Genomic DNA, 26,803 nt, shown 5'->3' with positions numbered 1-26,803 from the left:
TGCTTAATTTTTTCTTTAAGAATGTATGTCTTTTTACAGTTTAGTTAGTTGTTAGTTGTTAGTTGTTAGTTGTTTGTTGTTTGTTGTTTGTTGTTAGTTGTTTGTTGTTTGTTGTTAGTTGTTGGTTGTTGGTTGTTAGTTGTTGGTTGTTGGTGGTTAGTTGTTGGTTGTTGGTTAGTTGTTGGTTGTTCACCACTATCTACTAACAACTATCTACTAACAACTAACCACTATCTACTAATTGTTAAAGGTTGACCGTCACCTTTAAATGCACTTCTGACTTTTTCTTTAAGAATGAGACGCCCCTTTTTAATCACTACCAGCTCGTAAGGGTTTATGGCGTGTGCTAACTCTTCTTTAACAGCAATATAAGTTTCTCCATTTGCTTGAGTCACGGGTATCGTTGTTTTACCGCCCTCTGTTTTGGAAACCCGAACATAGTATCCAAGAGAACCTGCTTTCTCTCCCCTACAAATATATACTAAATATTTGGTTGTTTCAAAACTGCGTTTTGGTAGCAATCTAGAAGATGGGCAAACTTTTTCTTGGGCTGGTAAAGATGGGAAATTGGTTGAGTTGTTTGTCAGTTCTATTTGCCTTGTTATCTTTTCTTGCGCTTTGGCATCAATTATCGGTAATAATAAAGTTGCGATTGTTACTAACACTAGATTCCCTATACTTACGTATTTTAATGAACTTTCAAATAACTTCATATTTTTCCAATGAGAAACAGTAAAATCCGCAACAGTTTTGTGAAAGAGGTACTTGACTTCAGTGTTTTAACGGATGTAAGACTTTAATTATTATCAGACAAAAAAAATCCCGAACAGTGTAATGTCCTGGATATTTATACTTTCTTTAAAAAAAATTCTTAATAAATAATTTTTGTGTTAAGAGATTCTATGATAATGATGGTTATGAAACCAATAAAATTACGGCTGGAGGTAGACCGGAAACACCAGAAAAAAATGATATTCCTAATTTGTTAAAGCAGTGGAAAGTATATAAGGAATCAGGTTTTGAAGTGCCGCCCGGTGTGGAAACGGGTACGCTGTTGAAGTTGGGAAATGAGGAACCCCGGTGTTGGTGGGCAACTTTGGATACTATTGCTGAGAATAATTATAATTTAGCTGCTGGGCGTTATAAACCAAAAGTAACTGAGGCTGTTTCTGATGACGATCCAGCGGAGTTGATAAGAGAAGTATTGGAAATTGAGCGAGAAATTGCCTCTGGGTTAGAAAAGCTACTACACGATGTGGAGGCAGTAGGATGAAATGGCAGACTGCAAAACTCGGCTCTCTGGCCCGTCTGGGATGATTTTCACGACCGCTATCTTATTAGCAATCTTACCGGGATTTGTCTTAATAATGGTTTTGATACCAGTATAGCCAAAGATTTAACAACATGGACAAAATTAAGTAGTGTAGATCGGGAAGACATAAATAAGGAGTTTACTCCTGACTCAATGGGTAAGAAATCATTAGTTGGGGAACATAGGTTAATATGCAGGTTTACTGTGCCATGAAATTTGGGGTCACAACTCATCAATTCAACTCATCTATTTATTCTTCGTACTCTGTATCTATTTCTACATCAAGCGTATCTTCATCTACCCTCACGTACAAAATGTTGGGATGGCAGCAAACTTGGCAATCTTCCACGTAAGATTGCTGTCCGCCTGCACTTAGGTCTACGAAAGTTGTGTTCGATTCGCCACAAAAGGCACAATAGTATTCGGCTGTTGTTTGCATTAACTTAGTGGCTGTAATAATTATTGGACAAGGTATTTGAGCGGTAAGGAACCATAAGCACTCCTTAATTTTATCGGTTTGCTCGTTCTAACTTAATATTAAACACCAACCGATAACCATAAATCTATTGCCAACACGCTCGATCGCCGAGAGGTAAAGTTCAGGGGAACTTTCACTGCAATGGTTGGTGTTTTTTCAAGTCTATCTTGTTATGAAGGACACGGGAGATAGTTATTTTATTTAGAATTTTGCGAACAATTCCTTAAATGCACAGAATATAATATTAAGGAACAAATTCGCGTGGATTTAGGCTACCTTACCCCAGCCAAACAACTATTTGAGGAAATGATTGCTACTATTCGAGGTATTGTAGAAATTGAACAAGCCGAAAGCGATCGCGTACAGCAAACAGCGGCTGAAAAACGACAAGAAAGATCGGAGCTTTTAATTAGTGTCGTATCTACGGGTTTAGCAGTTAGCGGTGTTTCTTCTCAGGTTGCTTCTGAACCTGTTAAAAACATCATTTTACTAAATTAGCCAAAGATAATCCCTCTAATTCCTCGGACAGCCCTTTAGCTGTCTCCCTCACATACCTCTCCTACTACAATTTTCTTGACGTGCTTTTTCATGTAGCAATTGGAGTTATCTTCGCTCTTCCTGTAGGCGCTATTGTTTGGTGCATACAAAAACGGTCAAAGTGTCATTGCAGAATGGGTAACAAGGGAAGCTGATGATACAAAAAAACTGCTTGAAAGTTCTCAGGTTTGCCGGTTTTAGGAAAGAGGAGGGAATAAAGTATTCGTGCAAAACAGTGAAGTATATTGGGTTGCAACAAGGAACTTCTGGTTTTAATAGAACTCTTGCGGAAATATTTTTTGATAAATTAAAGGGTTTTACTACATACGAACAACTATAAGCAACAATGTTTATACTCCAAGTATTATCCAGAGTTTTCTGAATTTAAAGCAGCCATGACTAATTTTATAAATACAGCACACCAAACACATAAAAAAGAATTAACTTCCTTACTTACTCTGCAATTCCAGACTTTTAAAAAAGCTCAATTTATGACCGTTTAAAGTGTAGTGGCATCTCCCAAATGTTTCAGTAGTGTAGACTGAGGCAATGGTCCTTGCAAGTGATTCCAAGGAAGTATTTGTTCCGTTGACCAATTGGCATGAACGTAAAAATCTAGGTCGGGAATTTTTCCCTTCAGTTGTTTGAAAGCACGTTTGTAGCTACCTAAGGAATCTCCAAATGTTCGCGTCAGTTCCAGCATCTCGGAAAGTCGGCGATCGCCTCTCGACAATAAAGTTTGAATAATTGACCAGTTGTAGCTTTCAGGGCGAAAGTCTATCCCTTTTGGTTTAAATTGCTTTTGTAAAAACTGCAGTCGTTTTTCTGCTTGAGGATTGACCCCAAACCATTGGAAGGGAGTATGCGCTTTCGGGACAAAAGTACTGCATCCCAGTGTTAGCCGCAGTCCCGGAGCTGCTTTTTTCAGTTCGCGCATCATCGCGACTGTTGCATCCAAATCTTCTGGTTCTTCACCGGGAATACCGACCATCCCATAAAGTTTTAACCCAGATAATCCTCCCGCTTTAGCATTGATTGCTGCTTGCACAATTTCGTCATTTTGCAACTTTTTATTAACAATACGTCGCACTTTTTCAGAACCACTTTCTACAGCAATAGTCAGCGATTTTGTGTCTCGTTTTGCTAAAGTTTGTGCTAGCTGTACTGTCACTGTATTGGTTCTTACTGAGGCAATACTGAGACGCACGTCATCGTACTTTGGCTGACTGATATAATCTAGCAAAGTCTCAAACTCTGGATGTTGGGTAACTGAAGCTCCGAGAAATCCCAAGCGGTTAGTCACTGATAAACCTTTTTCAATTGCTGGAATTAACGAGCTTTCCAGACTAGCAGTTCTAAAAGGAAGTGTGAGATAACTCGCCAAACAGAAACGGCACATTTCGGGACAACTTCTTACCACTTCTACCATGTAGATGTTTTCCCAAGCTGCTTTTTCTGTAACGACTGTGGATGCTGAGAGGATATTTCCCCGGTAGGTTTGCTTGTGTAGTGTACTGGGGATTTCTGTAGAAGTAGGTTGAATGGATTTGATTGTTCCATTTGAGGGATGGTACTCCACTTCATACAAGCTAGGAACGTAAACACCAGGAACTTGTGCTAAAGCTTTCAGTTGGGTTTGTCGATCTGCGTTTCTAACTTCTTTATACGCTTCAATAAAATTCCCTAATAAATTTTCACCATCTCCCAGCAAAATGACATCAAAGAAATCTGCGAAAGGTTCGGGGTTGGCTGTGAGCACGGGACCCCCGCCAAAAACAATAGGGTCGCGATCGCCTCTAAAATTTGCTCTAATGGGAATTGTCAGAGATTCGAGCAAGTTCAAGATATTGACATAATCCAACTCCCACGACATTGAAAATCCGACTAACTCAGGAGTTCTGGGAAGTTGTTCGCGAGTATCAGTGAATAAACGGCTCACCTGTACATCGGAACGCATAGCCAGAGTAGCCCATACCACTTGATATCCAAGGCTTGTAATGCCCACACCGTACTCGTTGGGAAAGGCAAATACAGTAGGAATAGCGTCCGGCGCGGAAGTAGCTCTTTCAAATAAAAGGCGTTCCGCAGAAAATACAGAAGATGTCACAGGTGTTTAATTAATAACAGGTTTATCTATATTTAATTTTAAGCCATAGAATTATCAGGTTAAAAACTAAAGTTATGCTGTTTGCAAGAATAATTGGCAAGGATTTGAGAGCAATACCGTAGAGCAACCATAAGAATATACCCGTGTTAAAAGAAATCAGCATAATGTAGGACACATCTTTGGCTGATTTTGTGTGCCATGTTTTCAACATTTGTGGCAAGAAGGAAAATGTTGTAATCGTGGCAGCGAGCAAGCCTAAAATCATAACAAAATCCATGGAATGCACCCTTTTGACAACTTTTTTATTTTATATCCTTGTTCTTCACTCTCTTTTGATAGAATTTAGCCCAAGCATAACGCTCTATATCTTTTTTAAGTAAGTGGTCAACAGTATTCTTTCTGTGACGATCGCTTGTCATTGTTTTCAAAATTTGCTTAATTTCGTCATCGATTTCTTCGGGTTGACGGCCCAGCATCATTGCTTTTTCAAAGAAATAGTCCCCTTGTAAATAATTACCTCTATCGTAAGATATAATTCCTAATAAAATGTAAGCTTGATAATTTTCAGAATTATAGTCTATTGCTCTTATAGCAGAACTTTCTGCATTTATTAAATCAAACATATCTCTCAAAGCAGCACCTTTAGAAAGTAGGATAGCTGATTTGATATGGTTGTCTGAAATTTTTTCTAACTCTATATTTGTAAGTATATTCAATGCTCTTTGTAGCTCGCCTGCTTTCCGCCAGTAATTGCTAGCAGTCGGAATATGTGATTGTTCCTGAGTTCGAGCGAATTCTTTTTCATAAAATTCTGCTTCCAGTGTATAATATACATTCGCTATCTTTCCAGAGTTGAATAAAAAGTCTCTCTCTACAAGATGTGCTACTGATATTGAATCCAAACGCTCTTTAGACTCAAGTTTCAACAGAATTTTGTAAAATATTTCAAAAGGTAATTGATTTTTTGAGTCGGAAATGCCAAACCTTCTCTTTAACTCTATAAAGTGATGTTGCTGAGCAAAAGTAATAATATCATGTCGATTATTATTCACCAACCAATCAATTTCTGACTGACTTAAAGTCCATCCTAATGTGACTTTTGATTTTAGATTGCGAGCATACTTTTCGTTAGCAATGGCAATGGTTCCATAAAGTTGGTACTTTTTCAAGAACTCAATATTGTCCTCTTGTAAAGCATTGTCTGTATCAATTAATTTCAAAACATTGTATAATTGGCTGGATGGTGAAAATTCATCTATATGCTCTGCTTTATACTTACTTTTTAAAATACAAAACTCTCGTTCTTTTTCCAATTCATTAGCTATAGCTATTGTTTCAGTTAACCCATGCTGCTCCAGCCAATTCACTTCTGAGTAAATCAGATCTTCGTTGGCATTAAGCTTTTGTAAAATCAGGTATAATAAACTAGCTGTAGAGACCTCTGTATATTTATTGGCTTTGTACTTGTCCTTAAGTTGTGCGAAGACAGCCTCTCTTTCTGTTTCTTGTTGCTGAAAAATTGCTACGGTTTCAGCTAACCCATGATTAATCAACCATTCAATTTCACTATATTCTAGCCGTGTTTTTGTGTCTAGTTTTTTAAGAATTGTGTGTAATGGATTATAGGGAGATGAGTCCTCATACTTGGTTGCGTGGTATTTCTCTTTTAACGCAATAAACTGCTGCTGCAGTTCCATCTCCTCAATCATTATAACTGTAGCAAAAAGCTGATTTGCCTTTAACCATTCAATCTCTTCAAAGTTCAGCTGATTTTCTGAGTTTAGTTTCCAAAGAATTGCAAATAGAGGGCTTGAAATATCATTCTTAAAACTATTCCAGTAGTTGGGAATTTTGTACTGAGACTTGAGATGATAAAATTCATTTTCAAGTTTTATGATTTCTTCTGCTTTACGCTGTTCCTCTTTCAGGAAATTTTCTACAGTTTCAAAAAGCTTGTGCTCTTTTAACCAATCCAACTCAATTTGAGTTAGTTTAATTCCTATATCAATTTTTTGCAAAATAAGATACAGTAAGCTAGAAGGGGCTGAATCTTGATATGAAGTTGCTTTATATTTATATTTCAAGCTTGTAAAGTGTTTGACCCGATTCTGAAACTCTTCTTCCATAATAATGTCTAGTACAATATACTTTATATTTTTGTTACTAATGCTACTATAACAGCACTGACATTAAAATGGTAGAGTTAGTATCTTACCCCCTCTAGTTAGCACTATCTCGTTCCCAGGCGGAGCCTGGGAACGAGGTGAGAGTTGTGATACGGGTGTCCCCCCTCGTACTAATACTTCATATAAAGTAAAACTTACCTACAAAACTTTGCACTGCCCGTAATGCTGCAATAAGCGATCGCACAGCACAATTGCCACCATTGCTTCCACCATAGGTACAGCACGAGGTAGTACACAAGGATCGTGGCGTCCTTTACCTGCTAAAACTGTCTCTTCTCCTTCATTGGTAACCGTTTTTTGTTCTTTTCTAATAGTTGCTGTCGGCTTAAAGGCAACACGCAAAATAATATTCTCACCGTTGGAAATCCCTCCCTGAATTCCCCCAGAGCGATTTGTGGTGGTGCGGATTTCACCATTTTCATCAATATAAAATTCGTCGTTATGTTCAAACCCCGTTAACAACGTCCCTGCAAAACCAGAACCAATTTCAAAACCTTTGCTAGCAGGAAGGGACATGACAGCTTTAGCAAGCTCAGCTTCCAACTTATCAAAAACTGGATCGCCCAAACCTTTAGGTACATTTCGCGCCACACATTCCACGACGCCACCGATGGAATCTCCCTGTCTCCCGGTTTGTTCGATCAGTTCAATCATCCTTTCTGCACATTCAGTATCGGGACAACGAACGATGTTGCTCTCAACTTGTTCTAAAGTCACAGTGTTTGGCTCGATCGCACCTTCTAAATCTTTGATGCGCTTAACGTAACCTATGACTTCCACGTTAGCAACTTGACGGAGAATTTTTTTCGCGATCGCACCTGCAGCGACTCGTCCAATCGTTTCTCGTGCTGAAGATCGACCTCCACCTTGCCAATTACGGATACCGTATTTGGCATCGTAAGTTGCATCAGCGTGAGAAGGGCGGTACTTAACAGCCATCTCATCGTAGTCTTGAGAGCGGGTATCTTTGTTACGCACCAAAATTCCGATTGGCGTTCCCAGAGTTTTACCCTCAAACACTCCAGATAGAATTTCACAAGCGTCAGCTTCCTTGCGAGGAGTGGTAATCTTACTTTGTCCGGGACGCCGCCTGTCTAGTTCTACTTGAATTTCCTCTGTAGAAATTTCCAGTCTTGGAGGACAACCATCGATAACGACTCCCACACCGCCTCCGTGGGATTCACCAAAAGTAGTCACGCGAAACAAATGCCCAAAAGTATTGCCCATGATGTTGATAATGTACCATCAAGCCTTTGGTTTTTACTTACACGTATTCTCTCACTACCAATAAAGAAATGCCACGATCGTCATTTATCCATTTCTTTGACTTTTTTTGCGAATTGTTTCTATTTTGGATTTAGGAAAGCCTTGTTGGGCATCCTGTTATGAATGAACATTTCAGACAATGAGCGATTTGTCAAGGCTAAAACCCCGGTTTCTACACTGAAAGCTTGAGTTCTCGTTGGTTAAACACAAAGAAACCGGAGTTTTGGCATTACTGGATTCAATTTCTAGGTGCAGGAACTATACCGAGGGTGTTACCGAAGAGGTCACCGATGCTGTCAGATCCCGTTAGAGGTATGCTGCCAGGTCCTCCTGTTATGTCTATGGGTAAGCTGCCGTTTCCTCCCGTTATATTTATGCTGCCATCTCCTAATGTGGGACTTAATAGCGCACCTAAGGTGGCAGGAGCAGAGGCGCTCGCTGCGCCACCCCAAACTTCCCTATCGCTTAGCTCATCAAGAAAGCTTTCAGAATCATGAAACAGTTCAGCGCCTGCAGGACGCAATTCATTAATTTCAATGCTTGCCATTTTTTTCTCCCACAAAAAATACTACTTTATAACTTAAATAGTCATCAACAGTTGAATTAGCTTAGCAGCAGTTTTACCAGAAGAAAGGCACGTTTGCTCCTGCGGGGGGCAGAAGGAATATTGTAGTTTTTAATACAAAAATAAGTCTTCTGTGCCATCACCTCAGATGGTGTAGCGCCCCCTACCTTAGTTATGGAGACAAATAAATGCTCCGTAACTTTATTAAATCCCCCGCAATAAGCGCGTGGGGAACCTTCTGCCGTCAGACGAGCGTACTTCTGCCTTCTTTACCAATTAAATTAAAATTTATCAACTAAAATCTAGTATTTCAATCTTTTCAATCTTTCTTTTTGGACTTAAGTAAATATTTTTTTTCTTTTTTTTGGAGCTAAGTAAATATTTTTTTCCTTTTTTTTGGAGCTAAGTAAATATTTTTTCCCTTCTTTCAGTTACCTGTAACAATTATCATGGTTCCAATTTAAGGGAGTTAGGGGAATCTGAATATAACAAGTAAACTCTACAAATATCCTCTTATTGAAGAGCTAATTATCATAACCAATAACGGTCAACCAAGTGTTGAGAGCGGTTTTTCTAGCAACGAAATCCGCTCGCTTGCTTGGGTTGGATGGGTGACAGAGGCGGAGCCTCTAAGATGGCATTCCCAGGCTCCGCCTGGGAACGAGATAGGCGGCTCCGCCTGGGAACGAGAGATTGATACAGGATTTTGGCTTTAATCCAAAATCCACGCATCCACGCATCCAAAATCTAAAATCTACCGACCAACGCCAATATATTGGAAACCAGCCCGAATCATTGTCTCAGGATCGAGATAGTTACGACCATCAACCATCACTGGATGGCTCATGAGTGTAGCCATTTTGGCGTAATCTAAGTTTCTGAACTGCTGCCATTCAGTTACCAACACCAAAGCATCACAGCCATCAGCAAGTCTTTCTGCATCGGTTTCTACTAACACGCCAGTCAAACCGTGACGCATACCTGTTTGGGAAACAATGGGGTCATAGGCTTTAACTTTTGCTCCCAAGCGGTTCAACTGCTCGATAATATTGAGGGCGGGCGCATCACGCATATCATCTGTATCGGGCTTAAAGGTTAAACCTAACAATCCAACAGATTTACCTTTGAGGATTTTCAGGGCTTGCTGCAGTTTTTCAATTGCAATTAAACGCTGGCGTTCGTTAACGCTCACAGCTGCTTTCATTAACTGAGCTTCATAACCGTAGTCATCAGCAGTGTGAATTAAGGCTGCAACGTCTTTGGGGAAACAAGAACCACCCCAACCAATACCAGCATTCAAGAATTTGTTACCAATACGGGAGTCTAAACCGATACCTTTGGCAACTTGAGTCACGTCAGCTCCAACGCGATCGCAAATGTTAGCAACTTCGTTAATAAAACTAATCTTAGTTGCTAAGAAAGCGTTAGCGGCATACTTAATCATTTCTGCCGAACTCAAATCTGTTGCCAACACTGGTACTGGAGGTAAAGATTGGTCTTCAGCAAATTTACGCTCAACAATGGGAGCGTAAAGTTGTTGCATTAAAGCGATCGCTCTTGGGCTGTTACCACCCAAAACGATCCGGTCTGGGTTAAAAGTATCATATACCGCTGAGCCTTCCCGTAGAAACTCTGGGTTGCTCACCACATCAAACTCAGCTGTAATTTCAGGTAACTTCTCTAATTCCGAAGCTCCACCTGCAGTTACAAGTGTTTTTTGACGTTCGGCAATACCATCTAAAACAATCATCCGTACCCAGTCACCAGAACCGATAGGCACTGTAGACTTGTTAACAATAACCTTATAACCACCATTTAAGTGAGCGCCAATACCACGGGCTACAGCCTCAACGTAGCGAGTATCGCTTTCACCAGTTGGTAGAGGCGGTGTTCCGACTGCAATAAACAGAATTTCCCCGTGAGCAACGCCAGCTGCCAAATCGGTGGTAAATTCAATTTTTTCTGCATTAATTGCAGATTGCATAATATCTGACAGTCCCGGCTCAAATATTGGTGATTGCCCGGACTTCATAATTTTGACTTTCTCTTCGTTATTGTCTACACAAATAACATCATGACCAATATGAGCTAAGCACGCACCTGTAACCAAACCGACGTAACCTGTACCTATAACACAAACACGCATTTCGTTTTATTCCTCGTTTTATGGGGTAATTGTTTGAAGAAACTTTCAGTGGGAGCAAAGGGTTATAAATTGATAGTTCCCAACGCCAGCAGTTTTCTAACTATTGGTTACTGACCATTTTTAATACGCTCGCGAAAATCTTCTACAGTCAGTTTTAACCCCTCTTGCAAAGGAACGCTAGGTTCCCAATTTAACCAAGTTTTTGCTCTTGTAATATCAGGACGGCGGCGACGCGGATCGTCAGAAGGTAGTGGCTCAAACTGAATTTTTGCGTCGGGGTTAACTAGGTTTTGCACTGCTTGCGCTAACTCAAGAATTGTGTACTCATCTGGATTTCCCAAATTGACCGGACCGACGTATTCGTTATTCATGAGACGCATCAAACCGTCTACCAAGTCGGAGACATAGCAAAAACTGCGGGTTTGCGAACCTTCTCCATAAACAGTCAAAGGAGTCCCTCGTAACGCTTGAACTACAAAGTTGCTAACCACCCGACCATCGTTTTCCAGCATTCGAGGTCCGTAGGTATTAAATATTCTTGCAACTCGGACATCAACTTTATTTTGTCTGTAGTAATCAAAAGTCAGAGTTTCAGCAATGCGTTTTCCTTCGTCATAGCAAGAGCGAATTCCGATAGGGTTCACATTACCCCAATACTCCTCGCTTTGAGGATGAACGTTTGGATCGCCGTATACTTCACTTGTTGAAGCTAACAAAAATCTTGCTTTGACTCGCTTAGCCAATCCCAACATATTCAACGTACCCATGACGTTGGTTTTCACTGTTTTTACGGGATTGTACTGGTAATGTACTGGGGAAGCAGGACAAGCCAAATGGTAAATTTGATCGACTTCCAATCTAATTGGCTCGGTAATATCATGACGGATCATCTCAAAATATGGGTGATCCAGCCATTTCAAAATATTGCGTTTGTGCCCTGTATAAAAATTGTCTAGGCAAATGACTTCATTTCCATCGGTTATTAACCGATCGATAAGATGGGAGCCAATAAACCCAGCACCGCCTGTTACCAAAATTCTCATAGTTTCCCAGTTACTAACAGATGTTTGCTTTCTTCGCTTGCGCTTGTACTTAGATTACCCAGGCTTTAAACAAAAATACAGCAGAAGAAATATACTTTTCGAAAGAGTGATGGATGGATGTAGTTAGTTGCCCCTGGATGAGCGCTTGTTATCTCTGTACTCGCGGGTCTTAACAAGTCATAAAAAAAATAACAGACATTCTCTGCCTGTTGTTAGTATTTAACCTAGATTTTACAAAATCTTTATAAAAATAAAGTTTGTCATTTGTCATTTGTCATTTGTCATTTGTCACTGCTCAGTAATTATACAATTCCTTCAGACATGGCTGCTGTAGTCGTAGGAACACCCGCAGGTACAGCGGCTGTTTGAGTGCGTTGGGGTTCTCCAAGCATCACGATGGAACAGGTGAGTTGATTCGCCAGTTCAGTCGTGACATCACTAATTGCCAACCTATCGGGGCTAGTACGATTGCGGACAAAAGGCAATACGACTAAATCAAACAATCTGGCTGCCTGTAAAATTGCTTGAGCGGTATTCTCATGAGCTACGATCTGAATCTCTGGTGGATTTGGTGTCCCAAGTTTAGATACAGTCAGTGAGAGTTGCGATCGCCGCCAAGCAATCTTGTGTGAACTGGTACGACGTTCGCAGACGTTTAGTACTGTCACTTGTGCTTGATTTGCTTCTGCTAATATTTGGGCAAACTGTACCGATTGCAATGAAGGTGGCGTTAAATTTTCTAATGGAACCAAAATCCGTTGAATTTTACTTGGTGAATCCACCAAACGAGTTACAGCTACCGGACAATGAGAAGACCACAGAACGTTATCAATGACATTGCCAAACAAACGTGCTTTTAACCCAGTTCTTTTACCCCAACCCATGACAATCAAACTTGCCTTTTGTTCTCGAGCAGCTCGACTAATTCCTTGAGCAAAGGCATCATCAATTCGCATCAACGGTTGAGCTTCTACACCCAAAACTTTACTCAGTGCCGTTGCTTTTGCTAGCAAGCGTTGGCTCCGTTCAACGGAAGCATCCAACTGAGGTGCATCCATATGAGCAAAAGCCGTTGCGATCGCTAGGGGCACAATTCTTCCATGTGTCTGTCGTGCCAGCAGAACCGCCATTTCAATAAGATGTTGCTGTGTTTGGGGATTGTAAACGGGGACTATGATAGTATACTGGCTATCTCGTTCCTCTGGCTTTTGGTAAGAAGGAACCATAACCTTCTGCTCTTTGAACGGTGGAGAAGTTAACCCTACAGCAGTGCGACTCGTTATTAACGGTCCCAGTATTGAAGTCAGCAGCATCAAAATAATAACGCTGTTTAGAGTTTGAATATTTAGCAATTTAGCTTGATAAGCAACTAATGCTGCTGCTAACGTCGTACCTACTTGCGGTATTGACAGCGACCACATTGTGAGCACTTCTTGCCAAGTGTAGCGGTAAGCGATCTTTGCTAAAAAAGCTGCGATAAATTTACTTATAATTAAACCAACAACAATCAGAACCGTTAACCATAAAGTCTGAAAATTGTTTACCAAAGAAGGTAAATCGAGCCGCAAACCTAGATTAACGAAAAAGATAGGAATAAATAATACGTTGCCAACGAATAATACCTTATCTTTAGCTGGACCTTCTCCCACTGTTTCATTAACAGCCAAACCAGCTAAGAAAGCTCCTACAATCTTGTCCACTCCAATGATTTGCGCTCCTACAGAAGTCATAAATACAGCAAGAAGCACGAATAAAAATTGGTTGCCTTCCTCGTCTCCAGAACGGCGAAAAAACTCTTTACCCAACCAATCAAAACCAACTAGAACTACAATTGAGTAGACAATTAAAGAACTAATTAATCCTATCAATAAGCTATAATTAAACTGTTCTGCTTTTTGAACGACTAAGCTAATTGCCAATACTAGCAAAGCACCAATATCGGTGACAATAGTGGCTCCGACAGTAACAGCCACAGCTTCATTATTGGCAACACCCAAGCGAGCAATTACGGGATACGCAACCAGAGTGTGGGAAGCCAATAAAGAGCCAATCAAAATAGCAGCATTCCAGTCAAAGTTAAAAATCCGCCCTATAGCAGTTCCTACTAGTAAAGGAACTATAAATGCAAAAAATCCAAATCCTAACGAACGACTTTTTACACGACGAAATTGTTGTATATCTACTTGTAACCCTGCCACAAACATCAGGTAAACTAACCCAATATCCGACAATAGATTTATGAGGGCAGAATCTTTAAGCAAAATCTCGAAGCCATTTGGTCCGAGGACTAACCCGGCGAGAAGCAATCCTACTAATCCTGGCAATCGCAGCCGCTCAAACAGGATTGGTACAATTAAAATGACTACCAACAGAATAGCAATAGGAACAATAGGTTCCTTGCTAAGAACTGGGAAAGCTGGTTCCAAAGCAAGAACTTGTAATGTGAGTTCCATAGGTAGGACGCAGAAATGGCATTAGAGGGGCTTCAATTGAGGTCTTTCTTAGATTAGTAAAACTTAACAAATTGCAAATCTACCGTTAATTTAAATTTAAAGAAATTTGAGTAGATTCCGTTTGTCTGCACTTACAAGGTTTTTTTAGACCTAGAGACAGCAACTTCATACCCTGAAAAAAAATAAAAATTTTCCTTATACTACCCAAACGATTATCTCAAAACTAATGACCTATGGGTGGATTTGGCTTAAGATAAATCGCAGGCGATCGTAATCCTCTTTAAGCAGTACACTAAGAGTACGTCCTGCTTTCACAAGCCATTGTCTGTCGGCTTTGCGTAGCTGATATACATCTCTAATAGCTGCTGCAGTTAAAGAATCTACTGGAGCACCACTGATAGAAAGCAATGTTTGTAAAAAATCCAGTTCTTCGGTGAATTTAATAATTTTTTCTGGTTCACAGCGGTAAACTGCTTGATGGATTTGAGGTGGACGAGGTGATAGATATTGGTAAATTCTACCATTGACAAACGTATTATCACTTCCAGGTTGTTGAAACCCCACAATCGCAGCCCGAAACTCGGTTTTGAGCATAGCAAAAATTTGAGGTTGCTCCGAGCGCAAGTCCTCTAGTGATAAACCTAAAGCCACTGCTCGATGCACCGAATCTATAGGCATAGTTGTTACGTGATAGACAATCCCATAAATTTCATTCCCAGTCTCTTCATCCAGAGAACGAACCCAGCTACCAAAAGGAGGCATTGAGGGAAAACTTAAATCCTCCGGTTCCAAACACTGAGCTAAAAACTCGCAAGTTGCCGTTTCGATCACCTCAGCAATGTGGTTGGGATGACGATTGCTTCTATCAAACTGTGGTAGGGGAAGGCGCATAATAAGTCATTGGTCAAGTGTCATTGGTCAAGTGTCATTAGTCATTTATTTTTTTTCAAAGGACTTTTGACAAATGACTAATGACAAACAACTACTTTTTCTTTCGTGCTGTTGTTTCTACGAGTTCTAACTCTGAGAGACGGAATGTAATTAATTTATCCCAATTACCACCTTCAAATAGAACAGCTACTTTTCCATCACTCACCCGTTGCACTAGACCTTCATAGCGATAGTAAGTATCTGCAGGATTCTTAACACGAACAGTTGCTCCAGGCAGAAGAATCATCGTTATTTACCCTTGCTTGCTCCTACCTCTAGCTTACTACGAGTTTTTAGTTAATTGCTAATTGCTAATTGCTAATTGCTAATTGCTACTCCGTAATAGGTAGGGAACACAGCCCACCAAACATTAGAATATATGGCATAGCCCTACCTACACCCTATTGACTATTAGCCATTAGCCATTAGCCATTAGCCATTAGCCATTAGCCATTAGCCATTAGCTATAGTTAATACTTTTGCCGTTGGCGGAAATTTGCGACAGACTCAACAAGTCCCAGAGCAATAAAGTTTTTCAGCATGGCAGAACGTCCATAACTCATCCAAGGAAGGGGAATTCCCGCAACTGGCGCTAAACCAACCGTCATGCCAATATTTACAACCATTTGGAACACGATCATGGATAAAACGCCTATAGCTAGCAACGAACCAAAGTTATCTTTAGAAGTTTGGGCAACGTGCAGCAGACGCTGACACACCAAACAAAAGGCAAATAGAATGACCAAACAGCCAATAAAACCAAATTCCTCACCTACAGCCGAGAAAATAAAGTCTGTATGCTGTTCGGGCACGAAATTTAACTGAGTCATGGGACCTTTAAAAAGACCCCATCCCCACCATTCACCTGCACCAATAGCAATACGGGACTGGATGAGGTGATATCCTGCTCCCAAAGGATCGTGTTCGGGATTAACAAATACTGTTAATCTATCCTTTTGATACTCCTTTAATACGTGATTCCACGCAAAAATGCCTAATTCCCCACCTAAAAGATTTAGAGACAAAGCACCTATACCGCCAAGCCCGTACCGACGCCAGGGAAGAGTTAAAAAGCCAAGCAATCCCATAGCAAATGACCACAGCAATCCCAAAGGGGTCAAAGTGAAGTCACCAAATAACGCAATGGAGAAAGGCCAGTGTATGCCGAACAGAATGGCTGCAAAAATAGGAGAAACTAGCAGTATTAACCAACCTGGGTTAGCGTTTGCCCAATACAACATCCCCAATACGATCGCACCAAATACAAGTGATGTTGCCAAATCTGGCTGCAAAAACACCAATGCCCAAGGCACTGCGGTAATTCCTAAAGCTCTAATCACATTATCCAAATTAGAAGCAGTGCGTTTGTGTAACATCACTGCTAAGGTAATGATTAAACCTATTTTAGCGAATTCTGAAGGTTGTACGTTAAAGCCCGCAACACTAATCCATCTTTGTGCGCCTTTAGCGCTGGAACCAACCAACATAACTGCAATTAAGCTGGCGTTTGTTAGGGCGTATGTTATCCAATGCCACTGAATGAGATTTTCGTAACGGCATCTAGAAATGAAAAGGGCTAGGACGAGACCAATACCGCCCATAAGCCAATGCCACCACCAGTCCGTAAGACCCTGGTTCAATTCTGTACTGCGGATCATGACACCGCCAAATACGGTAAGCGCGACTGGTAATATAAATAACAACAAATCTACTTGCTGCCAAGGTTTAAACCAAAACTTCCAGCGAACTCTAGGAAGCGAACGTTTTAACAACATTGTGGGTTTTTAAATAAATTAAATATCTGACATAGGTATTCGGTGTTGCCCGTACTTTAACCAGACAAATTTTGACAATTTTAGGTCAAAGCAGCAACTGATACTTTACCGGCAATAGCATGTGCGATCGCGCTCAAAGCTTTGGCACTTGCTGAATCTGGGTCAGAAACAACAATGGGAACACCACTGTCGCCACCAATTCTGGTAGAAATTTCCATAGGTACGCATCCTAGCAATGGTACGCCCAATTCAGTTGCAGTTTTAGAACCACCTCCGGAACCAAAAATGTCATACTGTTTATCTGGCATATCTGGTGGAATAAAGTAGCTCATATTTTCTACTATTCCCAAAATTGGAACGTTCATTTGCTGGAACATCCGCAAACCCTTACGAGCATCCAACAGAGCCACAGTTTGTGGGGTAGTGACAATCACTGCCCCTGCCATTGGAACTGCTTGTGCTAACGTTAGCTGAGCATCCCCCGTGCCGGGAGGCATATCTACAATCAAATAGTCTAACTCTTGCCACTCTACTTGGTAGAGAAACTGACGAATCACTCCATTCAGCATGGGACCGCGCCAAATAACAGGTTGATCCCGGTCAATCAAAAATCCCATGGAGACGAGTTTGACACCATGGTTGAAAGCAGGTTCTAGAATTTCGCCTTTTGGTGTTGACCTGACAACCATTTCAGCATCACCAAGTCCAAGCATAGTGGGATCGTTAGGACCGTAGATATCGGCATCAAGCAACCCAACTTTTGCTCCTGTCTGTGCTAGCGCAACTGCAACATTAACGGCAACCGTACTTTTACCGACTCCTCCCTTACCACTAGAAACTGCAAGAATATTTTTTACACCAGGAATCCCATTGCGATCCGGCAAACTTTTTTGCTGAGGCGTTTCTGCTGTCACCTCTACGGAAACATTTGTTACTCCTGGCAACTGCTTAACAGCTTTTTGACAATCTTCAACAATAAATTCACGTAAAGGACAAGCAGGAGTTGTCAGTACCAAAGTAAAGCTAACTTGACCGCCATCAATTTTAATATTGCGAATCATATTCATTTCTACCAGACTTTTACGAAGTTCTGGATCTTGTACTGGACGCAATACTTCTAAAACTGAACGAGAATCTAGCACATCATACATAGTATTTTGTTATCCTAATACCGAACAATTTTTAATTGTATAGTTGTTAGTGGTTAGTTGTTAGTTGTTAGTTGTTAGTTGTTAGTACTTTTATACCACTAACCACTAACCACTAACCACTAACCAAAACAACTATCCTTGATAGATTTTCTTTGCCCTGACACCTCAGCCGCTTCAACTAAAGCTCTTGCAACACGAACTGCATAAGGACGGGAAAAGGGCCAAATTAAAGGTGATAGCCAACCACGTAAAGTCACAGAGTAAGATAAACAAGTACCACAGACTGTGGACTCAACTTTGTACGTGACTCGTTCCTCAACTCCGGGAATAGCTAGCACTCGTATACTTAATAATTCTCTTGGATTAACACTCTCAACAAAAATTCTGATGGGAATGGGAGACAAGCGCGTGACTGCTTGATAAATTAACCCAGGTTTCGGGACTAAGCCATAGGGGACGTTAGTACTTTTAAGCAGTGGATGCCAGGAAACATCTGCTATATCAACCACTTTTTGCCATAATTCATCTACAGAAGCAGAACTGATCTCTCGATACGTTCGTACCAGAGAAGCGCAAAACAGACGACGTTTGCGACGGACGAATTTGGATAAACAACTTAGCATCTTCCTAGTCTTCCTCCTCGCTACACGCTACAACTGGTAACTTTGACACAGTACACATCTGTTCTGTCGTTAAACTTCGCATTTAACTTTCTCAAAATTTCCCCATACATAGCAAGCCATCTGAAGGATGAAGTATGAAATACAAAGGGGTTTGCCAAATGGTCGAAACAATACTTAAACTTTACGCAACCACAAATAAGTTGAGAAAAATAAACAAACATACAAGCTTACACGCATTTGAGAGAAAATAACTAAACTGTAGTCATGCCAAACACTTGTATAGAGTTTATGTTGACCAACGCCCAAATCCCTACTTTGCCAGCAGAACCGACACATACCCTGCCAACTGACGCTAAAACCAGAGTCAGTCAGTTCATGAAACAGTTACAAGACCAAATTTCTCAAACGTTGGCAGAACTCGATGGCATGGGACAATTTCAAGAGGACACATGGGAACGCCCAGAAGGGGGTGGTGGACGCTCTCGTGTCATGCGTGAGGGTGCAATATTTGAACAAGGCGGTGTAAATTTTTCAGAAGTTTGGGGTTCTCACTTGCCGCCCTCTATCATAGCTCAACGTCCAGAAGCGGCAGGGCATGGTTTTTATGCCACAGGCACTTCAATGGTGTTACACCCTCGCAATCCTTATGTACCAACAGTTCATTTAAATTACCGCTACTTTGAAGCAGGACCCGTTTGGTGGTTTGGAGGCGGAGCCGACCTCACACCATACTATCCTTTTGCTGAAGATGCATCTCATTTTCACAAAACACTCAAGCAGGCTTGCGATGCCAATTCCCCAGAGTATTATCCGGTTTTCAAGCGTTGGTGTGACGAATATTTCTACTTAAAACACCGTCAAGAGACACGCGGTATTGGTGGATTATTTTTTGATTACCAAGATGGACGCGGAGCTTTGTATCGCGGTCCCTATAAAGACAGTGCAGCTGCTATTTACAGCAATGAAATTGGGGAATTGGCACCACGCTCTTGGGAACAACTGTTTGCTTTTGTACAAAATTGTGGTAACGCTTTTCTACCATCCTACATGCCAATTGTGGAAAGGCGACACAAGATGGAATATAGCGATCGCCAACGAAATTTTCAACTGTATCGCCGGGGAAGGTACGTAGAATTCAATTTGGTGTATGACAGAGGAACAATTTTCGGGCTGCAAACCAACGGACGCACCGAATCTATCCTGATGTCACTTCCACCCCTAGTGCGGTGGGAATACGGCTACCAACCCGAACCCAATTCTCCTGAAGCCGAATTGTACGAAACCTTCCTCAAACCCCAAGATTGGGCAAACTTTCATAATTCGTAATTAAAAGGAACAGGGAACAGGGAACGGGGAACAGTGAATGTTACACAAAGAATTTTAACCCACCCTCAATCCCTAACTCCTACCCCTACCCCCTAACCCCTACCCCCTACCCCTACCCCTACCCCTAACCCCTATTAAGTGAGTTAAACTACTAAAGGTAAGCACCAAGCAAAAATAATGACAGCAAGATCTGTAGCTTTGTCATCTAGTGCTAAAGCCAGAAATAGTCCATTTTACTTGAAATAAGAGGATGTTTGAGGAGTGCTAAGGGGAGACTCAGTGATTTATATCGATCAGCAAACTTATACAACCCAGGATGGGAATACAGTTATCGTTCTGACCCCATCCGGACGACTTGATATCACGACAGCTTGGCAATTTCGCTTGAAGTTGCAAGAATGTATTTCCAAACTCAGCCGCCATGTGGTAGTTAATCTCGGTCAGGTCAATTTTATTGATAGTTCTGGATTAACATCCTTAGTTGCTGGAATGCGCGATGCTGATAAAGTCAAAGGTAGTTTTCGGATCTGTAATGTCCATCCAGAAGCCAAACTGGTGTTTGAAGTCACTATGATGGACACTGTGTTTGAAATCTTTGAAACTGAAGAGGAAGCTTTAGAAGGTATACCTCGCAGCATTGCTAGCTAAACGCTTGGATTTTAGATTCAAATCCCAATGCCCAAATCGGTAAATCCAAAATCCAAAATCCAAAATCCAAAATCCAAAATTAAAACCGTTCTCGTTTAGTGTATCGAAATGGTCCTAAAATTGCACCCCAAGTCGCTTTTCCAGTTATCGGGTCGATACCTTTGTCAAAACTCATGAATTTATCTTGAGTAGATTCAAAGCCCAAAGAAACTTGTATAGTACTACCACCATAAGTAAAACTGCAAAGAGTGTTAGTTGGTGGAGTAGCAGTAAATTTATAGCTGCCTGGAGCTATAGTATTATAGCTGACATCAAGTACGCAGCTTGGTAGCAATTCTAATTGGTCAGGAGTCAGCGTATTGAGTAAATCAGAGTTACAACCAGCACCTATTAAAGAACTGGGATTTTTTGGCATATAGTATTGCGCTTTAATAGACGTATGAGCATCTTGTCCTTCAGTGAGACGTAGAATTCGCTGACGGTAAGGTTTATCAAGTGTGACAATGTTGGCTTGTTCGGCAAAAATGGTTACGCTATCCTCTTGAAAAAGGGGAACTCTTCTGTGCCACAGGCGCAAATGAACGTACCAAGCAGGATCTGCAAGAGCTTGTTCTCGATTATCAAATTCACCAACAAGGTAACTAGCAAGGGTCTGTAGTTGTTGCGAAAGAATCATAATGTGTAGAAGCAAACAGCTATCGATCCCGAATTCTAGACGAGTTTGATACAAAGAGAAAACCCGAACTTGGCAAAGTTGCCGTAAAGCGAGAGAATAAAAATAAGTCGCCCTTATAATTATGCTTTGTGAATAACGTCCGTACTGTTTCTGATACTAAGCGAACTTTCTATAACCTTCATACCCGCCCGATAAATACAATCTACCGTCGGGTTGTGGAAGAGTTAATGGTGGAAATGCATTTGCTGTCAGTCAATGTAGATTTTAGCTACGAACCAATTTATGCCCTGGGCGTCGTCACAGCCTTTGAGCGTTTTATGCAAGGCTACCAGCCAGAACGGGATAAGGAGTCGATTTTTAACGCTCTTGTTCGGGCATTAGAAGAAGATCCGCAGCGTTACAGACAAGATGCTCAAAGATTACAATCTGTAGCGAAAAGCTTACCACCTTCAGAATTAATTGCGTGGTTAAGTCAACAAACGCATTTAGACCGAGATGTCGATCTTCAGTCCTCACTGCAAGCAATTTCCAAAAACCCAGCCTTTAAGTATAATCGCTTGTTTGCCATTGGAGTTTTTTCTTTACTAGAATTGTCAGATCCAGAACTTGTAAAAGACCAAAAGCAACTCACTGAAGCACTGAAAAAAATTGCTGATGGATTACATTTATCTGATGACAAACTCAGTAAAGATTTGGAAATTTACCGTTCTAACTTAGATAAAGTGTCTCAGGCACTAGCAGTTATGTCCGATCTGCTTTCTGCAGATCGTAAAAGACGAGAACAAAGAAGTCAGCAGTCTAGTAGTGGTTAGTGGTTAGTGGTTAGTGGTTAGTGGTTAGTGGTTAGTGGTTAGTAGCTAAGAGCAACCAACAATTAACAACCAACAACTAACAACTAACAACTAACAAATTTTATACTCCTAGTAAATGGTAAATTAAACTACTGAGAATAGAGAGCGTAAGAGCTCCTAAAATAGCGCTTCCTGCACCGTAACGCAGGCGGAAGCCTTGTACTAACCAAGCTGCAATCCCAAAACTGACAACAGAGATAATAAACGTGAAGAAGCTGGATAACAAGTTAAAAGTCAGAAAGTTGGGGACGGTAAATACAAGGCGTAAAATTGGTCTAACAACTGCTGTTACAATTCCCAGAACGGCTGCGGAAATAAAAGCTTTTTCTGGTGAGTCAATTTCAACTCCAAATGGTAGCTTGCTAACAATAAATAAGCCAATGGCTGTTACCAACCAAACAAGTAATAATGCCCCGATGTTCATTGCCACAACCTCTTAGCAAATGTGAATGGCTATACTTCCAATGGGAGCCGCCTAAAAGGCGATCTCATCACAAGGATTTCGATCTATTGCTTAAACAAAGCCTGACATAAAACTAACAACTTGTAAGTTAGCAGAAATCTTTCTTTAAACTAATAACCCTCGTTACCAGGCTCCGCCTCACCCTCGTTCCCAGGCTCTGCCTCACCCTCGTGCCCAGGCTCTGCCTGGGAATGCATTAAGCGAGGCTCTGCCTCGCAATACAGGAGTAGGGTAAGCATTGCCCACCCTACTTTACCTTTTTCACTATCGGGATGAAATTTTTTCATTGGAGCTGTTTCGCAATACAGGAGGCGGAGCCTCCACCGAAGGCATTCCCAGCCTCAGGCTGGGAACGAGAGGACAAATGCTTACCTACGATTACCTTTTGGGAGCAGGATTCGGTTTTCCACCTGCACTTCCTTGAGGTGAAGAAGGAGAATTTCCGGATGGATTCACCGGAGTAATACCTTGTCCGGAAGGAATTTGATTGGGCGCAGGTGGAAGATTGAACAGATCGGGGGGCACGGTATTTGGTAAAGGTGCTCCTCCCGGTGCATTGGGACTATTGGGAAAAGAGGGAGAAGCGGGTAAAGAGGGCTCTGTCGATAGCCCTGAAGAACTGGGAATGATTCCCAAAGAAACGCGATCGCCTCCCACAGATCGCAATAAGTCTAACATTTCGATCACATCGTTATAGGTTGCAGACCGAGAGGCATTGAGAACAAAAACGCCCTTAGGGTTCTTTTTGATATAGTCCTCTAAAGCAGATCTGAGTTGTTCCCGATTAATTGGTTGTTTTTCTACGTAAGTTTGACCAACAGCATCAAGAGTCACAGGTAATATTTCCCGTCCTGCTTGTGATACGACAGTGGCAGCAGAAGTACCTGTTTTAGCTTTGGGCAAATCGATGTTAATTGCCTGCTGTCGAGTAAATTGCAAAGCAGCCAAAATAAAGAATGTCAAAATACAAAAAATGACATCAATGAGAGGAAGGATTTGAATTTGAGCTTCTTCTACAGGGGTATGTAAGTTAACTTTCATTTTATAAATCTCATGGTTATTCGAGCTTTTTGTCAGCCATCATTTGGTCTTGGGAGATCGGACTCTGGTGGTGGTTCGGGAGTTTCAGTAAACCGACCTCTACTTTTTTTTCGGGGAGAGTTGAAGCTATCCTGAGAATCTCTCATGATACTTTGCGGTAGTGCCAGAGGGTCAGGTGTAGTTTCTGTGTAGTCAGGAGGCGACTGACGGTACAGCAACTCTAACTCGTTACCTGCTTTATGAAAAATCTTGACTTGATTAACAACAAGACCTTGGAAGAGACGATAAAATACTAAACTTGCTATGGCAACAATCAAACCAAATGCCGTGCTAATCAGCGCTTGACCAATACCTGCAGGTACATTTGCTGTAGCTTCGGTGCCCAAATCTCCTATTCGTAAATCGCCAAGAGATTGAATCAACCCCAAAACCGTGCCTAATAATCCTAATAAAGGTGCAAGAGCAATCACTGCTTCCAATATTTTTTCTCCCCGTCGCATCCCAGCCAATTCATCTTCTGCTGTTGCTTCTAAAGCCAGTCGAAAAGTTTCTGGATCGTTTTTCAGCAAGCGTAAGGGGGCATAGAGAAATCTTCCTATGGGTTGATCGATTCTCTTTTTAGCAATTTCACGTGCTGCGCCCCAATCAGTTTGGGCTGCATCCAAGACGCGATCGACGATTTGTTTTTCTTGGTTCAATATCCGCAACCAGAACCACAAACGCTCGAAAACGACACTTAAAGATAGAATCGACAGGGCAAGCAATGGCCACATCGCCGGACCGCCCTTCTGAAACAGATCTAAGATATCCACAGTTTTTGCTCCCTCCATCCTAGGATAATGTATCTATTCCCAAAGCACTTTTATTTTAGAGATTAATGTACAAATTCAATAACTAATTGTTAACATCAGTGGTAAGTAGTAACACGTTATGTAGCATATTCCAGAAAAACTAGGGCGGTTATTCCCACAGGAAATCTAGGGCATATCTTGCCAGAATTAAAGGTAACTGGAGGATAAAAATATGAACTTTTCCATTCAATCAGTTTATAGCTGGTATCGCAATACACTACGCAATCCAAAGTATCGTTGGTGGATCGTTTTAGGAACATTACTTTACGTTGTCAGCCCATTTGATATTGCTCCTGACTTCATTCCAGTTTTGGGAGAACTGGACGATGTAGTGATTTTAACTCTACTGGTTTCCGAGGTATCCCAGATATTGATAGAAGGCTTTAAAGCCCGTAAGACTCAAGATGGCGTTCAAGCAGCTAGTACCGCAGAAAATTCTACTTCCACTACAGAAACAATAGATATTGATGCTGTTTCTGTTAAATAGTGTCTGTTTCAGGATAAAAATTTCGCAACCCTTCCTTTGACTGCTGCTTGGAACAGTATTTCTTGGGGAGGGATATTTTTTTGTTACTGGACGACTAGGCATTGTGGCTATAGATTATGCAAAAGTATAATCATGGAAATTCAATCGCCTATGAACAAGCGCCAAATTATCGGACTATTGCCAGCCGGTGGACAAGCAAAGCGAATTTCTCCTTTACCACTGAGTAAAGAGTTGTATCCTATTGGCTTTCAAGACTTCGGGAACCAACAGGATTGGCGACCAAAAGTCGTTTCTCAATACTTGCTAGAAAAAATGCAGATAGCAGGTATTGATAAAGCATATTTTATACTGCGCCCCGGTAAGTGGGATATCCCGGCATATTTTGGTGATGGCACTATGCTTTCCATGAACTTGGGTTACCTGATAATGGGTTTACCATATGGAGTCCCTTTCACCTTGGATCAGGCGTACCCGTTTGTTCAAGATGCCATAATTGCTTTAGGCTTTCCCGATATTTTGTTTCAACCCGAAGACGCTTTTGCACGAGTACTCTCGCGCTTGGAAATGAGTGGTGCTGATGTCGTCTTAGGATTATTTCCAACGCATCAACCTCATAAAGCGGGAATGGTTGAGTTTGACGATATGGGTAGAGTTCATCTTGTAGTCGAAAAACCCAAGCGATCGCAACTGCGTTATATGTGGGGTATTGCAGTTTGGACACCAGCTTTCACACTATTTTTACACGAGTACCTCATGCCTCTCAAGGCAAAAAGTAACCTTCTATCACAACTACCAGAAATACCTATTGGCGATATTATTCAATCTGCTATTGAAAAAGGTTTTCATGTGGAAGCAGAAGCATTTCCCGATGGAACTTATTTAGATATAGGAACACCAGACGATTTAGTCAAAGCCGTACATAAATTTAGCACTTTTACAAATGGATAAGCTAAGTAGAAGCGGCTTTCACAAAACCGCCTGCGCCACATTTTATGACATGAAAGGTCATTTATAAAGTAAATCTTAAATCGCCAAATATATTGTGTAGGTTGGGTTGAGGAACGAAACCCAACATTCAGTAAACCACAAACTTTTAGAAATAAAAGAAAAAAACAGGGTTTCAGCCTTCGTGAACAAGGAGGTAAACAGCATTGGTTCAAAGGGAAACAGGTCGTTCCTCCCTGTTTCCTGTTCCCTTCTTATTGAACTCAAAAATTAGCTTTAACCAACAATTCAAACCGTACACTCGCGCAATAATTACGAAATAAATCGCTGCAATTGGTCTAAAGAGTTCACAGTTTTGATAGCCTGTTGAATACTCTTTAACTGTTGCAGATCGGTAATCTGAGAGATTTGTGGCATCAATTGCAACCCTTCAGTACCAAATTTGATTTCCAACCCTAGTTCAATCCCAGATATAATTCCTTTACGTTCCCCACGTGCTTCCCCACGTGCTTCCCCACGTACTTCACCCTCTGTTAATATTTGCTGATACCAGGGAGATTCTCTTAAAACCGCCATATCCCACCTCATGATTTGTTGTACTACCGCACTATCTAATACGAAGCTAGCAAAAAATGCCAGCACTGTTTCTAACTGATTTAATTGCTCGTTGTCGCGCAATTGTCGCAACGCTTGTTGAATTGTCGATTCTTCTGCCCCGCCCTTGAGAATTGGCACAAATGGCAGCAATGCAGGTAGCGGTTGCTCGAAAACTATATCCACATCAACTTCCCACAGATTAATCACACGATAATCTTGACGAGCTTGTAATCCGGCAAAGCTCGACTCATAACGATTGACAATTGCAGTATCGTCCTCTGTGTTTTTGAGAATGTTAATCAGTACAGGATAGACGAGTAAGTTATATTTTTCTTCCGCAAGTGCT

General features: G+C 41.2%; 27 protein-coding genes and 1 pseudogene. 7 read left to right on the top strand and 21 right to left on the bottom strand.

Going from position 1 to position 26,803, the window contains the following annotated elements; all coding sequences use genetic code 11:
* Positions 1 to 65: 65 nt before the first annotated feature.
* Positions 66 to 209 carry a hypothetical protein gene (locus tag F7734_RS61070; protein WP_166482385.1) on the bottom strand — a complete coding sequence of 48 codons (144 nt, stop codon included), beginning with the start codon at positions 207 to 209 and terminating at the stop codon, positions 66 to 68.
* 21 nt (positions 210 to 230) lie between these two features.
* Positions 231 to 665 (bottom strand): hypothetical protein, encoded by a 435-nt coding sequence (locus F7734_RS36790; protein ID WP_166482384.1) that lies wholly within the window; start codon positions 663 to 665, stop codon positions 231 to 233.
* Positions 666 to 982: 317 nt separating this feature from the next.
* Here F7734_RS36790 and F7734_RS36785 point away from each other — a divergent pair, with 317 nt between their 5' ends.
* On the top strand, positions 983 to 1,273 hold the full coding sequence (locus F7734_RS36785; protein ID WP_207714297.1) for an SAM-dependent DNA methyltransferase: 291 nt from the start codon (positions 983 to 985) through the stop codon (positions 1,271 to 1,273).
* A 289-nt stretch (positions 1,274 to 1,562) separates the two neighbouring features.
* Here F7734_RS36785 and F7734_RS36780 read toward each other — a convergent pair whose 3' ends face one another.
* Complete coding sequence (locus tag F7734_RS36780) at positions 1,563 to 1,751, bottom strand: CPXCG motif-containing cysteine-rich protein (protein WP_155749417.1); 189 nt, start codon at positions 1,749 to 1,751, stop codon at positions 1,563 to 1,565.
* 300 nt (positions 1,752 to 2,051) lie between these two features.
* On the opposite strand from F7734_RS36780, the gene F7734_RS36775 reads away from it, so the two are divergent.
* The gene (locus tag F7734_RS36775) at positions 2,052 to 2,288 is read left to right on the top strand and encodes a hypothetical protein (protein WP_155749416.1); all 237 of its coding nucleotides are present in this window, start codon (positions 2,052 to 2,054) and stop codon (positions 2,286 to 2,288) included.
* A gap of 538 nt (positions 2,289 to 2,826) precedes the next feature.
* On the opposite strand, the gene F7734_RS36770 is transcribed toward F7734_RS36775, so the two are convergent.
* The 13 genes from F7734_RS36770 to F7734_RS36710 form a co-directional block, all read right to left on the bottom strand.
* Positions 2,827 to 4,434 carry a radical SAM protein gene (locus F7734_RS36770; protein WP_166482383.1) on the bottom strand — a complete coding sequence of 536 codons (1,608 nt, stop codon included), beginning with the start codon at positions 4,432 to 4,434 and terminating at the stop codon, positions 2,827 to 2,829.
* A 22-nt stretch (positions 4,435 to 4,456) separates the two neighbouring features.
* On the bottom strand, positions 4,457 to 4,711 hold the full coding sequence (locus tag F7734_RS36765) for a SemiSWEET transporter (RefSeq protein ID WP_155749415.1): 255 nt from the start codon (positions 4,709 to 4,711) through the stop codon (positions 4,457 to 4,459).
* Positions 4,712 to 4,736: 25 nt separating this feature from the next.
* Positions 4,737 to 6,560, bottom strand: a complete 1,824-nt coding sequence (locus tag F7734_RS36760; protein ID WP_155749414.1) for a hypothetical protein — start codon at positions 6,558 to 6,560, stop codon at positions 4,737 to 4,739.
* A 198-nt stretch (positions 6,561 to 6,758) separates the two neighbouring features.
* Positions 6,759 to 7,847, bottom strand: coding sequence for a chorismate synthase (gene aroC / locus F7734_RS36755; protein ID WP_155749413.1), 1,089 nt, complete (start codon positions 7,845 to 7,847; stop codon positions 6,759 to 6,761).
* A 277-nt stretch (positions 7,848 to 8,124) separates the two neighbouring features.
* On the bottom strand, positions 8,125 to 8,433 hold the full coding sequence (locus F7734_RS36750) for a hypothetical protein (RefSeq protein WP_155749412.1): 309 nt from the start codon (positions 8,431 to 8,433) through the stop codon (positions 8,125 to 8,127).
* 772 nt (positions 8,434 to 9,205) lie between these two features.
* Positions 9,206 to 10,597, bottom strand: coding sequence for a UDP-glucose/GDP-mannose dehydrogenase family protein (locus tag F7734_RS36745; protein ID WP_155749411.1), 1,392 nt, complete (start codon positions 10,595 to 10,597; stop codon positions 9,206 to 9,208).
* 107 nt (positions 10,598 to 10,704) lie between these two features.
* Positions 10,705 to 11,640 (bottom strand): UDP-glucuronic acid decarboxylase family protein, encoded by a 936-nt coding sequence (locus F7734_RS36740; protein ID WP_155749410.1) that lies wholly within the window; start codon positions 11,638 to 11,640, stop codon positions 10,705 to 10,707.
* A gap of 302 nt (positions 11,641 to 11,942) precedes the next feature.
* Positions 11,943 to 14,093: a cation:proton antiporter gene (locus tag F7734_RS36735; RefSeq protein ID WP_155749409.1), complete on the bottom strand. Its 2,151-nt coding sequence runs from the start codon at positions 14,091 to 14,093 to the stop codon at positions 11,943 to 11,945.
* 231 nt (positions 14,094 to 14,324) lie between these two features.
* Positions 14,325 to 14,984: an HAS-barrel domain-containing protein gene (locus F7734_RS36730; RefSeq protein ID WP_155749408.1), complete on the bottom strand. Its 660-nt coding sequence runs from the start codon at positions 14,982 to 14,984 to the stop codon at positions 14,325 to 14,327.
* 91 nt (positions 14,985 to 15,075) lie between these two features.
* Entirely contained in the window at positions 15,076 to 15,267 is a 192-nt protein-coding gene (locus F7734_RS36725) for an NAD(P)H dehydrogenase subunit NdhS (protein ID WP_038084475.1), read from the bottom strand.
* Between the two features lie 226 nt (positions 15,268 to 15,493).
* Entirely contained in the window at positions 15,494 to 16,798 is a 1,305-nt protein-coding gene (gene rodA, locus F7734_RS36720; protein WP_155749406.1) for a rod shape-determining protein RodA, read from the bottom strand.
* An 80-nt stretch (positions 16,799 to 16,878) separates the two neighbouring features.
* Entirely contained in the window at positions 16,879 to 17,949 is a 1,071-nt protein-coding gene (locus F7734_RS36715; RefSeq protein ID WP_155749405.1) for an Mrp/NBP35 family ATP-binding protein, read from the bottom strand.
* A gap of 119 nt (positions 17,950 to 18,068) precedes the next feature.
* On the bottom strand, positions 18,069 to 18,572 hold the full coding sequence (locus tag F7734_RS36710) for an SRPBCC family protein (RefSeq protein WP_155749404.1): 504 nt from the start codon (positions 18,570 to 18,572) through the stop codon (positions 18,069 to 18,071).
* 288 nt (positions 18,573 to 18,860) lie between these two features.
* Here F7734_RS36710 and hemF point away from each other — a divergent pair, with 288 nt between their 5' ends.
* Positions 18,861 to 19,898 carry an oxygen-dependent coproporphyrinogen oxidase gene (gene hemF, locus F7734_RS36705; protein WP_155749422.1) on the top strand — a complete coding sequence of 346 codons (1,038 nt, stop codon included), beginning with the start codon at positions 18,861 to 18,863 and terminating at the stop codon, positions 19,896 to 19,898.
* A gap of 279 nt (positions 19,899 to 20,177) precedes the next feature.
* Positions 20,178 to 20,546: an STAS domain-containing protein gene (locus F7734_RS36700; RefSeq protein ID WP_017740539.1), complete on the top strand. Its 369-nt coding sequence runs from the start codon at positions 20,178 to 20,180 to the stop codon at positions 20,544 to 20,546.
* A gap of 79 nt (positions 20,547 to 20,625) precedes the next feature.
* Here F7734_RS36700 and F7734_RS36695 read toward each other — a convergent pair whose 3' ends face one another.
* Complete coding sequence (locus F7734_RS36695; protein WP_155749403.1) at positions 20,626 to 21,222, bottom strand: chromophore lyase CpcT/CpeT; 597 nt, start codon at positions 21,220 to 21,222, stop codon at positions 20,626 to 20,628.
* A 128-nt stretch (positions 21,223 to 21,350) separates the two neighbouring features.
* On the opposite strand from F7734_RS36695, the gene psb29 reads away from it, so the two are divergent.
* The gene (psb29, locus tag F7734_RS36690; protein ID WP_166482382.1) at positions 21,351 to 22,034 is read left to right on the top strand and encodes a photosystem II biogenesis protein Psp29; all 684 of its coding nucleotides are present in this window, start codon (positions 21,351 to 21,353) and stop codon (positions 22,032 to 22,034) included.
* Positions 22,035 to 22,134: 100 nt separating this feature from the next.
* Here the strand turns inward: psb29 and F7734_RS36685 are convergent, their stop codons facing one another.
* The 3 genes from F7734_RS36685 to F7734_RS36675 all read right to left on the bottom strand — a co-directional run bounded on the left by F7734_RS36685 (position 22,135) and on the right by F7734_RS36675 (position 24,389).
* Positions 22,135 to 22,497 (bottom strand): phage holin family protein, encoded by a 363-nt coding sequence (locus F7734_RS36685; RefSeq protein ID WP_155749402.1) that lies wholly within the window; start codon positions 22,495 to 22,497, stop codon positions 22,135 to 22,137.
* A gap of 417 nt (positions 22,498 to 22,914) precedes the next feature.
* Positions 22,915 to 23,577, bottom strand: coding sequence for a biopolymer transporter ExbD (locus F7734_RS36680; RefSeq protein ID WP_155749401.1), 663 nt, complete (start codon positions 23,575 to 23,577; stop codon positions 22,915 to 22,917).
* A 32-nt stretch (positions 23,578 to 23,609) separates the two neighbouring features.
* Positions 23,610 to 24,389 carry a MotA/TolQ/ExbB proton channel family protein gene (locus tag F7734_RS36675; RefSeq protein WP_166482381.1) on the bottom strand — a complete coding sequence of 260 codons (780 nt, stop codon included), beginning with the start codon at positions 24,387 to 24,389 and terminating at the stop codon, positions 23,610 to 23,612.
* Positions 24,390 to 24,600: 211 nt separating this feature from the next.
* On the opposite strand from F7734_RS36675, the gene F7734_RS36670 reads away from it, so the two are divergent.
* Both F7734_RS36670 and F7734_RS36665 read left to right on the top strand, forming a co-directional pair.
* The gene (locus tag F7734_RS36670; RefSeq protein WP_155749399.1) at positions 24,601 to 24,915 is read left to right on the top strand and encodes a YkvA family protein; all 315 of its coding nucleotides are present in this window, start codon (positions 24,601 to 24,603) and stop codon (positions 24,913 to 24,915) included.
* A 150-nt stretch (positions 24,916 to 25,065) separates the two neighbouring features.
* Complete coding sequence (locus tag F7734_RS36665; RefSeq protein ID WP_155749420.1) at positions 25,066 to 25,863, top strand: sugar phosphate nucleotidyltransferase; 798 nt, start codon at positions 25,066 to 25,068, stop codon at positions 25,861 to 25,863.
* A 309-nt stretch (positions 25,864 to 26,172) separates the two neighbouring features.
* On the opposite strand, the pseudogene F7734_RS36660 reads toward F7734_RS36665, so the two are convergent.
* A pseudogene (locus tag F7734_RS36660) lies at positions 26,173 to 26,802 on the bottom strand (transposase); the annotation flags it as partial.
* Position 26,803 lies beyond the last annotated feature (1 nt).

Source organism: Scytonema sp. UIC 10036, from assembly GCF_009725235.1.
The sequence above is the reverse complement of the archived record's forward strand: the minus strand, read 5'-3'. Positions and strand labels throughout refer to the sequence as shown.